Below are 14,467 nucleotides of genomic sequence, written 5' to 3'. Positions count from 1 at the left end.
AACGGTTTGAGCCGTTGGTGGGGTGTCTAATAAATATTTTTCGACACCTACGCTAACAGTATTTTTTAAATATGTGATTCAATGACAGGTAGTGGGTACGCTCCGCGGTCACTACTGGATATTTATGGTTGTAGTGTTCATGAGATATGTGATGCACAATGGATCTCTGCGTAGCTTATGATGACGTACCCTCCCATGTCTCTTGGCATCTAAAGTGCCTACATTCCTTCGTTCGGTCTAGTCATAAGGCAGAGGCTGGCTAAGCTCCTTTAGGGACTCGCAGTCGAAAGTGTGTATAATGCCGGCTTCTCCGTGTCATCCTGTTGTCTAATCAAACGAAAATGTTGCCTCAGAAAGCCTCTTCGAGTCTCGAGATGTCCTTCATCATTCGCTCCGCATCAAAAGCCATGTGCTTCGTGCTCATCGCGTGTAAGATTTTCAATAGCTTGCCACATAGAACTACAATGGATTGTTTCTTTCTCAACGGATTGTTACTTCGGTTTGTGTAATAGTCATGCAAGGCCTTAAACGCTTTATTATGGCGAATCATTGGCATCATGACACGGAATAAAACGGCACGCAGCCGCCTTCTTCCACGCTTGGAAATTCGTTTTTGTCCTCTGTGCTGCCCGGAAGAGTTTTCTCTCAGCGTTAATCCCGCAAGTTTAATAAGTTGGCGTGGATTCTCGTAATGTGAGAAGCTTCCGATTTCAGAGAGCAGGTCAATGATGGTAGTATCACCTAGACCAGGCACCGTTTTAAGTCTTTCGTATTCTACAGAAGTTTGTACTAGATCTGTGAGCTCTTGAGTAAGAGCCTCAATCTCTTCTTCGAGCTGGCGATACCGGCGGACCAATGTGGCAATTTCCATACGGGCCATCTTTTGTCCTTCCGTTACGCCGATTGATGAAGAAGCGAGTTCAAATTAATTTGATGGCTTTCGGCCGTTGAGGCGACTTTAAGCCTTCGCTGGTTCGGTAAAGGTCCATAAGTTCCTCTGCTTGCTTTCCTAACACATCATGCGGAAAAGGTGTGTGTTCAAGTGGAGCCAATGCCATTTTTCCGAAAGACGGAAAGACCTGGACAAATTCCGGAAAATACCGGTCTAGCCAACGAATGAGCCGATTGGTGACAGCTCCCTGTTCTTCAACCAAATGAGATCGAAGCGTCGCTCCGACCCGCAGGTCGGCTTCCATGCCTTTAAGGATGCGAGGATAGCTGTAACGCCCGTCCTTTAGAAGACGAGCGATAACTAGGGCATATTTGGCATCATGTTTGGTCGGGAGATTGTCGTCGAGCTCTTTTGATCGCTTTACATGCATGGGATTTGCCATGACTAGGGGAATACCTCTTTCATCAAGGTAGTAAGCCAAGTTCAGCCAATAATGACCGGTAGGCTCTATCCCTACGAGTACTTCTGTCTTGTCATAATCCTTTAAAGCTTGGAGAATTTCCTGGTAGAAGTATTCGAAGCCGTTCATTGTTTGAAAGAAGGGAAAAGACTTCTTAAGCATTCTCCCTCTGTCGTCTACAAAACAGGCATAGTGCTTGCGTTTTGCAATGTCGATTCCAACAACGAGAGTTTGTTCAGTGACTTGATTTATTTTGTGATTTTGAGTAAAATTCACGGTAGTCCTCCTTGGTTCTAAGTTAGGGGTCAATTCGTGCAGATTTGACACCCCATATCATACCAAGAGGGCTTTTTTTTTGTTCAAGTCCCCGAAAATCCTTCTAACAGGAATGCTCCTTTCCCTTAAATTAATGTTTATTAAAACGCATCTTCGTTTTACGTGTCCTCTTCATTCATCCTTTTTCGACAATTATTCACCATTTCTCATCGCATTTCTCGATGTATTTCCCGGGCAATCGCCATCTGTTTCGATGAATCACTTTAGTCCTCTGTAACACCATACCCGTTTTCGCTTCAAACCTGTCATGAGAATAGGTGATCCTGCATTTAAAAAAACGCTTGCAACCTTATGAAGACTTGGTATATACTTTTCCTTGTCAGTACATAAGCTATTTGGGCCCTTAGCTCAGCTGGGAGAGCGCCACGCTGGCAGCGTGGAGGTCGTCGGTTCGATCCCGATAGGGTCCACCAATACATAACATTTACCTCCTTGAGAAATCAAGGAGATTTTTTGCTTTATATTGGCATACTCAACAAAACAATCGCCTCCTAAAGGCCGCAGATGAAGAATTTCAACCTACAATATAAAACTTCATCTTGTATTAATCCAAAAAGACCAAACGCCTGACTAGCCATTTGGTCCACACATGTTTTATTTAAATTATTTTCCAGGATACAGCACTGAAATGGCTTCAGCCTGTCCTGTGCCGTTTTTATTCAGAATCGCCCAAAAGGCTCCGTGAGGTTTAGATAATGCCTGTCCTACATTGTTTTTATCGTACAAATCTTGGCATACGATCAGTTCCCATGGATCATCGAAATCCTGCAAATCCCATCCAGAATGGTGTTCCTGCCATTTCCCACCAGAAAAGCCCCATGCGTCTTTTCCATCAGGATGCTGCTGTGGCATGAATCCAAGCGGTGTAAACAATATCACTTGCACTTTTGCTACTCTTTCCGCCTCTTTTATGAGCATTTTTCCTTCCTCTTTCTTTAGATGTTCAATTACATCGGTGAAAATGACGGTATCTACAGATTGAGCTGGAAAATGCTTGATGATATCCCACGTCGAGTTGATCAATACAAACTCTCGATCCTTTGGCGCATGCTGCTTTAAATGCTGAAGATATTCTGCATAAGGTTCACAGCATATATGAAGTTTCGGCTTGATGTACGGTGTCGGCTTAATGCCGCATCCGATGTCCAAAATAATATTGGTCTGTTTAATTCGAGACGCAGCACAAGTAAAAATCTCACTGCTGCTCACATATTTAATGGAAGGCAATATGATCACATCCTTTTGATAGTGTACTCAACATCTAGCAATCTTGTTCTTGGTCTCCACAAAATTCAGCGTATCCACTATAAGTAAAACGTTACATTTGACTAAATTTTCTAATAACCTACAATGAACGTATACCTATTTATTTGGGGAGGAAAAAAAGATGGGAAAGACAGCAGCAAAGCGATTGCAGCGGCATGAAGTACCTGTTGATCGAACGTGGAAGATAGAAGATTTATTTGTTTCCGAAGAAAAGTGGAAAGCGGAGTTAACCGTGATTGAAGAAGAAGCGAAACATGTGGCAGCGTTTAAAGGCACCTTGCATAAAGGGGCTAATACATTGCTGAACTGTCTCGTCGCTCAAGAAAACCTAACGATGAGGCTCGTTAAGGCGGGAACCTACGCGAGCCTTCAGCAGTCAACTGACGGAACCAACCCTGTCAACCAAGCGAATTCATCTTTGTTTTCGGCTTTACATACAAAAATTTCTGCGAATCTCTCCTTCATCCATTCCGAAATATTGGAGCTCGACGATGATGCTGTTATGGACTATATAAAGCAGGAACCAAAACTTGAGAGCTTCAAAAAAGGATTGCATGAATTGCTGGAAACGAAAAAACACCGCCTTTCTTCTGAAACAGAAGAAGTGCTTGCAGCACTCGGCGAGGTTTACGGCAGCCCTTACAAAGTCTATCAAAGTGCAAAAATCGCTGATATGTCCTTTGAAAATGTACAAGTTTCTTCAGGCAATGAACATCCTGTTTCATTTGCTCTTTTTGAAAGCGAGTATGAATTTTCTCCGGACACGGAAATCCGCAGAAAAACATATGACTCCTTTATTCGCACATTGAAACAGTATAAGAATACAATGGCAGCAGCCTATAGCACAGAAGTAAAAAAGCAGGTCACGCTATCACGTCTGCGAGGCTATGAATCTGTGACGCACATGCTCCTTGAACCGCACAAAGTGACGCTCGATATGTACAACAATCAAATTGATACCATTTATAAAGAGCTGGCCCCGCATATGCGACGGTTTGCTCTTCTGAAGAAGCGTGTACTAGGGTTGGACCGTATGCTTTTCTGTGATTTAAAAGCTCCGCTAGATCCAGAATTCAATCCGAAAACAACTTATGAAGAAGCGAGCCGAATCATTCTTGAATCGCTAAAGGTGATGGGTCCTGAATATAGCGCAATAATGGAAAAAGGCTTCAAGGAACGCTGGGTCGATCTTGCTGATAACGTAGGAAAATCGACCGGTGCTTTCTGCGCGAGCCCTTATGGGTCTCATCCTTATATCCTGATGACTTGGGCAGACAATATGCGTGGAGCATTTACGCTTGCACACGAGTTCGGACATGCCGGACATTTTTACCTTGCCAATAAAAATCAGCGCATCATGAACGTCCGCCCGTCCATGTACTTTGTGGAAGCACCGTCCACGATGAACGAAATGCTTCTCGGACAATATTTACTGAACAAGCATGAAGACAAACAGATGCGCCGCTGGGTTGTCCTGCAGCTGCTCGGAACCTATTACCATAACTTTGTGACACATCTTCTCGAAGCAGAATATCAGCGCAGAGTATATGCGCTTGCTGAGAATGGCGCTGCCCTCACAGCCAAAGTTTTGACTGATCTAACAGGAGCTGTGCTTTCAGAATTCTGGGAAGAGGCAGTGGAAATTGATGAAGGGGCAAAACTCACATGGATGCGCCAGCCGCATTATTATATGGGGTTGTATCCTTACACGTATTCAGCAGGTTTGACGGCTTCTACTGCTGTGGTTCAACTGATCGCTGATGAAGGCCAGCCGGCTGTAGACCGCTGGCTCGATGTGCTTCGTGCAGGAGGAACGATGTCTCCGCTAGAATTAATGAAGCATGCCGGTGTAGATATGTCCACACCGGAACCGGTGAAGATGGCCGTCTCCTATGTGGGTTCACTTATTGATGAACTGGAATCATCATTTTAAGGCATGATATCATGCAAAGAGGGAGTTCAGCAGAACTCCCTCTTTCTTTTACTATTTTTTTGATGCAGCAGTCTGTATCATTCCTTCATACCATTCTCTTTCTGCTTTTGCACTCTTGTCCATTAAGCTCACCGCGATAAAAACGATGGCTGAGAGAGGAAGGGCGTAAAATAACGGATCCACATGCGTCCACGGAAAAGGCAGCAGCGCTGTTTTTGCGAACAAAGCTTGCGAAAGGCCAATCGCAGCTGACTCTTTTACGTGCAGAAAAAGAAAACCAAAAATACTGGCAGCAAAGCCTGTGATGATACTCGCAGCGGCACCTTTTCTTGTAGCGTTCTTCCAATATAATGCACCAATGAGTGCAGGCAAAAAGCCAGCGGCACAAATTCCGAACCAGAATGCGGTTGCTTGAGCGATTATTCCGGGTGGCAAAAGATAAGCTAAAATGACGGCTGCGGACATTCCAATGATTACACCGATGCGGGAAGGATTAAGCTTAGAACCGAACAAGGAATGGACTCCGAGCGTTTTTAATATATCCTGGCCAAATGCAGAAGCCTGCACATGAATCAAGGAGGAAATGGTTGATATAGCTGCGGACAGCAGTGTCATCGTAAATAGATAAATAAACCAATCAGGCATCATTTTTGTAATAAGAATTGGGATCACAAGATCAACGTTTCCTTTTGCCACACTGATGGCAATCTCCCCTGTCGTATTATAAAAGTAGACGTTACTCAACGGTCCGATCACAAATGCTGCGCCCGTCATAAAAAAGATAAAGATACCGCCGACAAGGACAGAGCGGTATAACGCTTTATCGTCCTTGACGGTCATGCAGCGCATTGCAAGCTGCGGCTGAGCCAGGACGCCGATACCCACACCCATAATAATGGTGCTGACCATCGTCCACCATAATGGCGAGCCGGCGGCCGGCATGCTCGTCCACCCTTGATGCCCTTGATCCACTAGCGCTTGCGGGACGAGATCCTTCATTGCGGTGAGTGCTTTATGTCCATCTATCACACCACCTACCGCATCGTAGGCAGCGAACAGGAAGATGGCCATTCCGATCAGCATGACGACAGCGGCAAACGCATCCGTATACATGACCGCTTTAATTCCACCTGTCATGACATAAACGGCGATGACCGCGGCAAGAATGATTAATGCAAGGTTAAAGTTTAAGGATAAGGATTCTTGGAGAAACCTCCCTCCTCCGATTAAAACGATGCTTGTATAAGCCGGCATAAGAAGAAAAATCATAGCGCCTGATAATACGGTGATCATTTTAGATTGGTAGCGCTCTCCCAGCAACGTTGGAAACGTGGTGGCATTTAACTTGACCGAGAGCTTTCTAATCCTTGTTCCAAAAACGGCAAAGGCAACAAAGATGCCCAGTACAATGTTCAAGAACGTAAGCCACAGCAGCCCCATTCCCATTGTTGCGGCAACGCCTCCAAAGCCGACGATAGCCGAGGTGCTGATAAATGTGGCACCATACGAAAGGGCCATTACGGCAGGATGAATATTGCGGCCTCCAACAAGATAATCTGATTCTGTTGTCGTTTTCTTGTAGCCGTAATAAGCCAGCCAAGACATGATTCCCATATAGACGAGGCAAACCGTAAGTAAAATGGTTACGTTCATGGCGATTCATCCCCTCCCTTGTTCCACATCAGAATGCCGAAGATAATACACCCGATCATAGACAAAACAGTCGCAATCCATACAAACGCGATGGTTCCATCCTCCATTCCAAGCATTTCCATCCTCCTCTTCAACCATTTTGTAAGCGCATACAAAATAAATCATTCTGTTACATATCTCATTTTCCGCCATTACGGTATATGTTCTTTTTTTTGTTATATTTTCCTTTATTTGAAGAAGATCAAATGAAAAAAACAGTACTGCAGACCCAGGATTTCACATATTTTTTAATAAGGTTAAAAATTCAACTATGAAGGAGGCTAGTTCATGTCACCATCACGTGTAATGAAGTGGGTAACAGGAGGACTAGAAGCTTTGCTTGGCATACCCGTTCTTGGGGGCACGATTGTCATCAGCCTTGCGTGGACACCGCTTGTTGTCATGTTCGTGCTACATATCATTACCCTTGTTCTGACGAAAAAGGTTAATGGCGCGTCCACTGGAAGCATTCTTGGCATCATTACATCTTGTGTAGGCTGGATTCCATTTGTCGGTATGATCATGCACATTCTCTCCGCTATTTTCTTAATGCTTGATGCGTCTAAGGCTGATAAACCGGTTGAACTAACAGAAACTCTATAGTGTGCGCGAAAGGACGGAAGCCTCTATCAGCTTCCGTCCTTTCATTAATGTGCTGCAGTTTGCTTTTTTTCTTGATATTCTTTATGCGTTCTTCCTTTGAACAGGAATACAACGAGCGAAAGAGAGGCGAACAAAGCAAAATAAAGTGCTATAACTCCCATATTCGCCGCTGCTCCGCTGAAGTCATTGAGTGTTAGAACGGAACGGAATCCTAAGATGCTGTACGTAAACGGCAATACTTCACTTAAATCTCGCAGGTTTTCCGGCAGCATCTCGACAGGCAGGTTCGCTCCAGTAGTGGAAAGCTGAAGCACCGCAAGAGCTAGCGCTGCTAACCGTCCGACATTCCCCCCGAAAGAGGCTAGGAACAGTACAATGGCCGCAAACGTAAGACTTGCTGTTATAGTAAATAAGATAAGCGCTGCCGGATTTGTTACTTGAACTCCAAGTATGACGAAAGCTACAATCAGCATCATGACAGCTTGAACGATGGAGAGCGCTCCCAGCTGCAAAAATTTCACAACAAACCAGTTTGTGCGTGTAACAAAAGGCGGTTTATCAAACTTTAAGAAAAGAGACAAGATCAGGATACCCGCAAAAAGGCCTATCGTCAGTACGTATGGAGCTGTGGAGTCCCGATAATGTTCATACCCGTTTATCTTTTTGCCTTCGAGTTCAACAGGAGAGGCAAACATTTGAACATTCTCTTTCCCGGCATGAACACCTTCCATTTTTTCTGCTCCATTTTTAAGACCATCCGATAGCTTCTCGCTTCCTTCATTCACTTTTCCGGCACCATCGTTTAGCTTCGACGTTCCATCAGCCAGCTTTTTCCACCCTTCATTCACACTGGATGTTCCGCTGCTCACTTTGCCCATCCCGTCATCAATTTTAGTTGCACCAGAGGAGAGCTTTTTCCACCCTTCATCTACTGCTTCATTACCATTTGAGATTTTCGCTGCACCGGCATCTAGCTTTGTAACACCAGAAATAAGAGAGGTCCATCCTGAGTTCACTTTATCATTTCCTGCAGCAAGCTGTGCCGCTCCGAGATCAACCTTTTCCTGCCCTGCAGCAAGCTGGCTGATCCCGTCATGCAGGGCAGCAGTGCCAGGCTGAAGCGTATTTTCTGCTCCATCCGCCACTTTGATAGCGCCTTCATTTAATGCTACCGATTTTGCAGACATACTGCTTAGTCCCGAAGAAATTTCTTTTGCACCGTCAACGATTTGCTGATAATACGGTCCCACGTTTACTGTAGGATTAGCTTTTCGGTATTCTTCTAGGCCAGCTACAAGGCGTGCTGCTCCATCTGCAAGCTTTGCTGATCCTTCCTTCAATTTCCCCGTTCCATCGGCCACTTTCCGGCTGCCCGGCACGAGCCGGTCTCTGACTCCGTCACTCAGGCTCTTGCTTCCCGCCTCTGCTTTCTGAAGTCCTGCAAGCACTTGCCCCGTCCCGTCTTTCAGCTTTTTTGATCCTTTTGCAAGCTTCTCGATGTCAGCTGCGCTGTTATTCAAATTATCAAGAAGAACACCCGTCCCGTTTTTCAGCTGTTTCGTTCCTTCTGCAAGTTTCGTAATATCTCCTTGCTTTGCCGCAAGTGTTTCGGCGAGCTGCCCTGTTCCAGCTTTTAATTGCCCGGCACCATCGGCAAGCTTTGCAATGTCTCCTGATTTTCCAGATACCGATTCGTTAAGTTTCTCCGTTCCCTCATGCAGCTGTGATGTACCGTCAGCCAGTTTCGCCGAGCCATCAGAAGCTTTCTTTATCCCGCCTGCTGCGTCCTCAAGCCCCGAAAAAACTGTCGCCGTATATTGTTCAGTAATGGTATTTGCAAGCTGTTCGCGAATACGTTCTGCAGCTGTTTTTGTGACTTGCGATGCAAGAAAGTTAAGCCCTTCATTTTGTATGTATTCCAGCTTCAGCTTTTGTGGGTTGGGCTCCATCACAGTCGTCACTTTTTCTGAAAAGTCTTTTGGAATACGGATGACCATATAATATTCATTATTCTCAAGGCCCCTCATCGCCTGCCCGGAGTCGACAAACCGCCAGCCAACCGCCTCTCCTTCTCTTAACTTATTGACAAGCTCTTCCCCAACATGGACAGCATTGCCGTTCAATACCGCTCCTTGGTCATCATTCACGACCGCGACAGGAAGATTGGACAGGTTATCATACGGCCCCCAAGTGGCAGACAGCAGGATGCCGCCATAAACAACTGGCACGAGCATCGCGGCAATGACCGATAACAGTATCCCCTTATTCGCCGTCAACTTGGAAAATTCTGTCGAAAGCAAGCTAAGCCATTTCATACAAACACCTCCGAAAAGTGATTTAAATGAATGAACCGCCATTCACATTATTTTCATAATATTCTAACAAAATAAAAAAATCTAGCATACCAGAGAAAATACCCTTTCTGCACTAGTGCTTCCCTATATAAAAAGTATTATCAAATAATATTTTATACGTATTGCTATAGTGCATTTCCATTGTATGGTAAAATACGAATATGAGAGATTAAAAGATTAAGTGTTAAAGATGGGAGAAAAAGATGAAAAAGCTACTTATTACGGGGATTTTATTAGCTGGCACTGCTTCTGCTTTTGCCCTGCCTGCCCACACTTCTGCATTAGACGTTTCATGGTCTTCAAAATGTTCTTCATACGGTGAACTAAAGGTGGGAGTAAATCCAAGCAGGCAGCATGTAAACTGCCTATTAACAGCTGCTGCTCTGGCTAACAGCATACCGCCTGAAGTGTTGAAGTCAGTTGCGGTACAGGAGAATGAAAATTGGGTGCAATATAACAGTGACGGCAGCCCATTCGTCTCGACAGACAATGGCATCGGTTTGATGCAACTGACGAACCAGCCGCAATTTGAAACATCTAAGCTTGAGAATGACCTGACTTACAACATCCAGGCAGGAGCAGAGCATTTGAACAGCATGTATCACGAAAGAACAGATCTGCCAAAAACAACCATCGCCGATCAAAAATTTGTGATTGAAAATTGGTATTTTCCGATCATGGCCTATAACGGAATAAAGCCCGTAAACAGCCCGATTGTTAAAAGCCCCAATTCCCCTGATTATGGGAAGATTAATAGAAAGGCTTATCAGGAAGAAGTGTCCTTAAAAATAGTCAAAAATGAGTACATGGAAAGTATTTCATTAGCTCAGTATCCGTTCACACTCTCCGATTTTGAGTATGATCCAAACAGCGAGCGAAACATCCAATTTACTAAAAAGTTGTATGTTCTCAGCGGAGAATTACATGAGTCCAATTATACGTTTTCTGCAGGGAGCCGAGTGAAGGTAACCGATAACGTGAATGTACGGCAAAAACCCGATACACAAAGCACCTTAATTAAAACATTGACCACAGGAACTGAACTTGTTGTCACTGGTCCTTTCGCGTTCACAGAAAAGATGTCCAATAAGAACCAGTTCGTCTGGTATCCTGTCAAAACTACGGACAACAAGATCAGCGGCTATGTCTCTTCTGCCTATTTAAAGAAAATGCTGATCCGGCCCGTCATCCATGATGTGGATGACAATGATACGTCCATTTCAGGCAGTACCCTGCCAAACTCTGAGGTGACGATACAATTTGGCGCCTCTAAAAAGGTCATCTACACTGACAGTAAGGGAATCTTTAAAACGACCGTGCAGCCGCTCAGAGCAGATACTATTATAACAGCATTCTATAAAGACTCTTTAAACAGACTCAGTCCCTTGGCAGAAACAAGAGTCTTCGATAAAACACCGCCATCCAAACCCATTGTGAATCCGATAAGCTCTATTTCCGTCAAAGTGACAGGAAAAGCAGAAGCTTATTCTACAATTGAGATTAAGTCGGGAAAAACAACCATTGGTAAAGCGAAGACTGATGCATCCGGTAAATTTTCAGCCAGCATCAAAAATCAAGCCGCCGGTTTGACACTTCGTGTGTTTGCAGCAGATGCTTCGGGCAACATCAGCGAAAAAACAGAAAAAGTGATAGCGGATAAAACACCGCCTGTCCGTCCTGTCATCAGCACCACGATAACCACCAAAACGACCACAGTATCGGGTACCGCTGAAAAGAATTCGATCGTGACCCTTAAAGCGGGAAAACATGTTATCGGCACAAAGAAAGCCGATGCTTATGGCAAGTTCAAGATCATTATTAAACCTCAAAAATCAAGAACGGTTATTTTTGGCACAGCGAAAGACGCGGCAGGCAATGTAAGCAGCCCTTACAAAGTAACTGTAAAATAATGAAGAAAGCAGCCTGTTCAACAAAGGCTGCTTTCTTTCATTTACTCTCTCACGATCAGTACGTCACACACCGCGTTACGGGAGATATACTCTGATACGCTTCCAATGAATATCCGCTGCAGGGTGTTCGTTCCCGTTGCACCGCATATGATAAGGTCCGTGCTGTTGAAGGGGGCGATTCCTTTTATGATTTCGACCTTTGGATTTCCCATCGCGATTCGTGTGCGTACATCCTTCACACCGCTCTCGATTGCTCTTATTTTAAAGTCATTTAACAGCTGATCGGCCCACGCTTCTGATTTTTCAATAGACTGCGTCCGCAGCCCGCCTGAATATTCTCTCGGAATGTTAACGCTGCTCTCAATAACATGCGCCAGCATAAGGCTTGCTTCGTTTCTCAGCGCTACAGCCACCGCCCGGTTAAACGCTGTTTCAGCCCCGCTGGATGCATCGACAGCCACGAGAATATTTTTATACACGTTCATTTGAATGTCCTCCTCTCATCAGTTTTCCGGTATCTATAAAGATTATTTTACCCTCGTGCCAACTTCAGCAAACAGACTGTTCAACGTTCAATCAAATATAAACAGCCGGTTGACTGGATGTTCCCATATCAACCGGCTGTTTTTTTGTTAACGCTATGGTTTGACAATCCATTTAGGTCCAAGGACAGTTTGAATACGATAATAGCTGCCATACGAAGCATTCGCTGTATACGTGCCTGGATACAGGCTTGCTGCAGCCATTTTATGACGCGAATCCGGTCTGTCGTACAGCGGGACTTTTACGGAAACAGCTACTGCTTTTTTCAGTGGCGTCAAACGCTTCTCCCACCGCCTGTCGCCTTCCGCAGCCATGTAGAGACCCGCTTTTTTATTACGCATCCATTCTTCGCCAAAAATGGAAACCGGCGGGTTTGTCTCGCCAGGATAAGGAGCAAGCTCGAAAGTGAATCCAGGTCTTTTATAAGCCTGGATGAACCAGTCCTTGTATCCTCCACCGCTTGATAACGATTGATCAGGGGGAATGAGTCGGTAGCCTGTCATTTTAGCAAGGGTGTCCCCCATCAGTTTATCACCGCCATACGTGCCAGCACCGTAATTAAAGTGGTAGAAAAGGATTCGTCCTGCTGTATGATAGGAAGCCGTCACTTCAGGGCTGACCAGGCTCGTCAAGTTGTACGCCGCCTTTGTTTCCGAGGTTTGCAGAGGAGCCGTTCCTTTGTAATCTTTGTAGTATGGAGACTTGGCGTTATTCTGAATCTGCTCCCATCTAGCAGGATACTGGCGGTTCAAGTCGATGCCTTGAGCGTTTGATTTCCATCGCTTAAAGTTGGTGCTGCCCCCATTCATCTTAATCAGGCCGGCATGTGCTGAAGCTGGAAATGCCGCTAATCCTCTCTGCTGAAGTGTCACACCGTCTGGGTTGGTCATAGGGATAAACCAAATGGACGTATTATTAAGTACGTTTGCCACGTTATAGCCGTCCATCACAGCCTTAGCCGTATACTTTTCACTATACTGATCGATCATTTCCATCACTATGTTAGTCGTCAGCCATTCTCTCCCGTGATGCGATGCATTGTACAGCACAGTCGCATCGCCGCGCCCCAGCTTAACAGCCCAGATATCTCGGCCGTATGGTGATTTCCCTAATGAACGGTATTGAACAAGTCCAGGATATTTCTGAGCAAGGGTCTTAATGTTGCTCGTCATCGTTTCATATGTATACGTCTGGTTCGGGTTCACATAGCTTGCCGCACTTGCATTGGCCGAAAAACCCGCGAAACCCGCGGCTGCCGTTATAACAGCCGCCAGTAATTTCCTTCTCATTTTCTCTCTCCCTTACGAACCTACTAATATTTAAATATAGTTAAATTATAGGGGTAATTGATTGAGAGAGCGCATGAGAAAAGTAACCTTTATTATATCAATTGCATTACTTAAAATAGTAGGATACTCACAGACGGCGCTGCTTTCTTATAGTGACATAAAGAAATTCGGCTGAGGTTAGGTCACCCTTAGTTGGGCTTATACTTTTTCCTAACCTTATTTCAAAAAGCAACAAAGATTGTGAAAACATCCAAGTAAAAAAAGAATGACCACTTCGGACATCCTTTTTCCAACATCTTCTCTTTATAGATTTATGCTTTCAATCGCTTTTTTTACGTTGGCATGTACAATGATCGTGGAAAAATCGATCCCCGCTTCAACCACTCTTGCTGCCAGTTCTGTTCGAATCCCTGTTACGACGACCTCAATACCCAGCAGCCTCAGCACATTATAGACATTAAAGATATGGCCAGCGACTTCTGTATCAATGGTAATAATTCCAGAAAAATCAATGATTAAGTATTTTATTTTTAGAGCTGGAATCTTAGGAACAACCTTATTAAGCAGATGTTCTGTCCGATGTGAATCGATTGCTCCTATTAAGGGCAAAACTGCAATCGCATCTTGTATAGGTACGATTGGAGTAGAGAGTTCATTAATTTCCTTCTGGGCGTTCTTAATCAATTCTTCTGTTTTCCGTTCAAATGCAAACACTGTTTCATTGATGCTGAGGTCAAGCATATGGTTTACCTTTTTCAGGATGGTGACTACTTCTATTGTTTCAAGATGAAATTCATTTCCAAGCTGCATGATAAAGTCTGAGAAAACAAGCCGAGTATCAGGATAGCGAATGAAAATCTCAGAAATTCTTCCAGAAGAAGAAGCGGCGCGTTCTCCGTTTACCTTGCTCCATTCTATCAGCTCAGCAGGTGCCGATTCACTTGTCTGATAAATGGAATCTCCCAGAAAACGCAAAAAATCCACATACATATCTTTGGCTAGATTCACCTCGTGCTTAGGAACTTCAAAGCCAAATTTCATAATAATAAGATCAACGAGCTCAGCAGCAAGGTGCTCGGCGTTGTCATTTAAATAGGCGGCAACAGTTTGCATGGAATTCGTGCTTTTCACTCTTCGTTTCCTCCATTTTCTCCATATGCCTGTCTTGATATGGTATCTTCTTACTACA

General features: G+C 44.5%; 10 protein-coding genes, 1 tRNA gene and 1 pseudogene. 4 read left to right on the top strand and 8 right to left on the bottom strand.

The genetic code is table 11. From position 1 onward, the window contains the following. Positions 1 to 349: 349 nt before the first annotated feature. Positions 350 to 1,628: pseudogene (locus tag ACFQPF_RS16600) on the bottom strand (IS110 family RNA-guided transposase). 397 nt (positions 1,629 to 2,025) lie between these two features. On the opposite strand from ACFQPF_RS16600, the gene ACFQPF_RS16595 reads away from it, so the two are divergent. After that, positions 2,026 to 2,101: transfer RNA gene (locus ACFQPF_RS16595), tRNA-Ala, on the top strand. A gap of 190 nt (positions 2,102 to 2,291) precedes the next feature. Here ACFQPF_RS16595 and ACFQPF_RS16590 read toward each other — a convergent pair. Next, complete coding sequence (locus ACFQPF_RS16590) at positions 2,292 to 2,915, bottom strand: methyltransferase domain-containing protein (protein ID WP_379751018.1); 624 nt, start codon at positions 2,913 to 2,915, stop codon at positions 2,292 to 2,294. A gap of 160 nt (positions 2,916 to 3,075) precedes the next feature. Between ACFQPF_RS16590 and pepF the strand changes: the two genes are divergently transcribed. Then, complete coding sequence (pepF, locus tag ACFQPF_RS16585; RefSeq protein WP_379751016.1) at positions 3,076 to 4,887, top strand: oligoendopeptidase F; 1,812 nt, start codon at positions 3,076 to 3,078, stop codon at positions 4,885 to 4,887. A gap of 51 nt (positions 4,888 to 4,938) precedes the next feature. Here pepF and ACFQPF_RS16580 read toward each other — a convergent pair whose 3' ends face one another. Together ACFQPF_RS16580 and ACFQPF_RS16575 are read right to left on the bottom strand one after the other, a co-directional pair. Continuing rightward, entirely contained in the window at positions 4,939 to 6,540 is a 1,602-nt protein-coding gene (locus tag ACFQPF_RS16580) for a sodium:solute symporter family protein (RefSeq protein ID WP_379751014.1), read from the bottom strand. Further along, positions 6,537 to 6,656: a symporter small accessory protein gene (locus ACFQPF_RS16575; RefSeq protein WP_379751012.1), complete on the bottom strand. Its 120-nt coding sequence runs from the start codon at positions 6,654 to 6,656 to the stop codon at positions 6,537 to 6,539. Before ACFQPF_RS16575 ends, ACFQPF_RS16580 begins: the two co-directional genes overlap by 4 nt. Positions 6,657 to 6,867: 211 nt before the next feature. On the opposite strand from ACFQPF_RS16575, the gene ACFQPF_RS16570 reads away from it, so the two are divergent. Beyond that, positions 6,868 to 7,182, top strand: coding sequence for a hypothetical protein (locus ACFQPF_RS16570; protein ID WP_379751010.1), 315 nt, complete (start codon positions 6,868 to 6,870; stop codon positions 7,180 to 7,182). 44 nt (positions 7,183 to 7,226) lie between these two features. Here ACFQPF_RS16570 and ACFQPF_RS16565 read toward each other — a convergent pair whose 3' ends face one another. After that, positions 7,227 to 9,497, bottom strand: coding sequence for a YhgE/Pip family protein (locus ACFQPF_RS16565; protein ID WP_379751008.1), 2,271 nt, complete (start codon positions 9,495 to 9,497; stop codon positions 7,227 to 7,229). 242 nt (positions 9,498 to 9,739) lie between these two features. On the opposite strand from ACFQPF_RS16565, the gene ACFQPF_RS16560 reads away from it, so the two are divergent. After that, positions 9,740 to 11,446: an Ig-like domain-containing protein gene (locus tag ACFQPF_RS16560; RefSeq protein ID WP_379751006.1), complete on the top strand. Its 1,707-nt coding sequence runs from the start codon at positions 9,740 to 9,742 to the stop codon at positions 11,444 to 11,446. A gap of 41 nt (positions 11,447 to 11,487) precedes the next feature. Here ACFQPF_RS16560 and ACFQPF_RS16555 read toward each other — a convergent pair whose 3' ends face one another. The 3 genes from ACFQPF_RS16555 to ACFQPF_RS16545 all read right to left on the bottom strand — a co-directional run bounded on the left by ACFQPF_RS16555 (position 11,488) and on the right by ACFQPF_RS16545 (position 14,409). Then, complete coding sequence (locus tag ACFQPF_RS16555) at positions 11,488 to 11,931, bottom strand: universal stress protein (protein WP_379751004.1); 444 nt, start codon at positions 11,929 to 11,931, stop codon at positions 11,488 to 11,490. A gap of 153 nt (positions 11,932 to 12,084) precedes the next feature. After that, complete coding sequence (locus ACFQPF_RS16550; protein WP_379751002.1) at positions 12,085 to 13,278, bottom strand: M14 family zinc carboxypeptidase; 1,194 nt, start codon at positions 13,276 to 13,278, stop codon at positions 12,085 to 12,087. 303 nt (positions 13,279 to 13,581) lie between these two features. Beyond that, positions 13,582 to 14,409: an STAS domain-containing protein gene (locus ACFQPF_RS16545; RefSeq protein WP_379750999.1), complete on the bottom strand. Its 828-nt coding sequence runs from the start codon at positions 14,407 to 14,409 to the stop codon at positions 13,582 to 13,584. Positions 14,410 to 14,467: the final 58 nt, after the last annotated feature.

The organism is Fictibacillus iocasae, assembly GCF_042665465.1.
Lineage (GTDB): Bacteria > Bacillota > Bacilli > Bacillales > Fictibacillaceae > Fictibacillus > Fictibacillus iocasae.
The sequence above is the reverse complement of the archived record's forward strand: the minus strand, read 5'-3'. Positions and strand labels throughout refer to the sequence as shown.

What these genes read in the sequence shown, in the direction of transcription:
- pepF (WP_379751016.1), top strand. Translation starts at nt 3,076, where the DNA reads ATGGGAAAGACAGCAGCAAAGCGATTGCAGCGGCATGAAGTACCTGTT.
- ACFQPF_RS16580 (WP_379751014.1), bottom strand. Translation starts at nt 6,540, where the DNA reads ATGAACGTAACCATTTTACTTACGGTTTGCCTCGTCTATATGGGAATC.
- ACFQPF_RS16575 (WP_379751012.1), bottom strand. Translation starts at nt 6,656, where the DNA reads ATGCTTGGAATGGAGGATGGAACCATCGCGTTTGTATGGATTGCGACT.
- ACFQPF_RS16570 (WP_379751010.1), top strand. Translation starts at nt 6,868, where the DNA reads ATGTCACCATCACGTGTAATGAAGTGGGTAACAGGAGGACTAGAAGCT.
- ACFQPF_RS16565 (WP_379751008.1), bottom strand. Translation starts at nt 9,497, where the DNA reads ATGAAATGGCTTAGCTTGCTTTCGACAGAATTTTCCAAGTTGACGGCG.
- ACFQPF_RS16560 (WP_379751006.1), top strand. Translation starts at nt 9,740, where the DNA reads ATGAAAAAGCTACTTATTACGGGGATTTTATTAGCTGGCACTGCTTCT.
- ACFQPF_RS16555 (WP_379751004.1), bottom strand. Translation starts at nt 11,931, where the DNA reads ATGAACGTGTATAAAAATATTCTCGTGGCTGTCGATGCATCCAGCGGG.
- ACFQPF_RS16550 (WP_379751002.1), bottom strand. Translation starts at nt 13,278, where the DNA reads ATGAGAAGGAAATTACTGGCGGCTGTTATAACGGCAGCCGCGGGTTTC.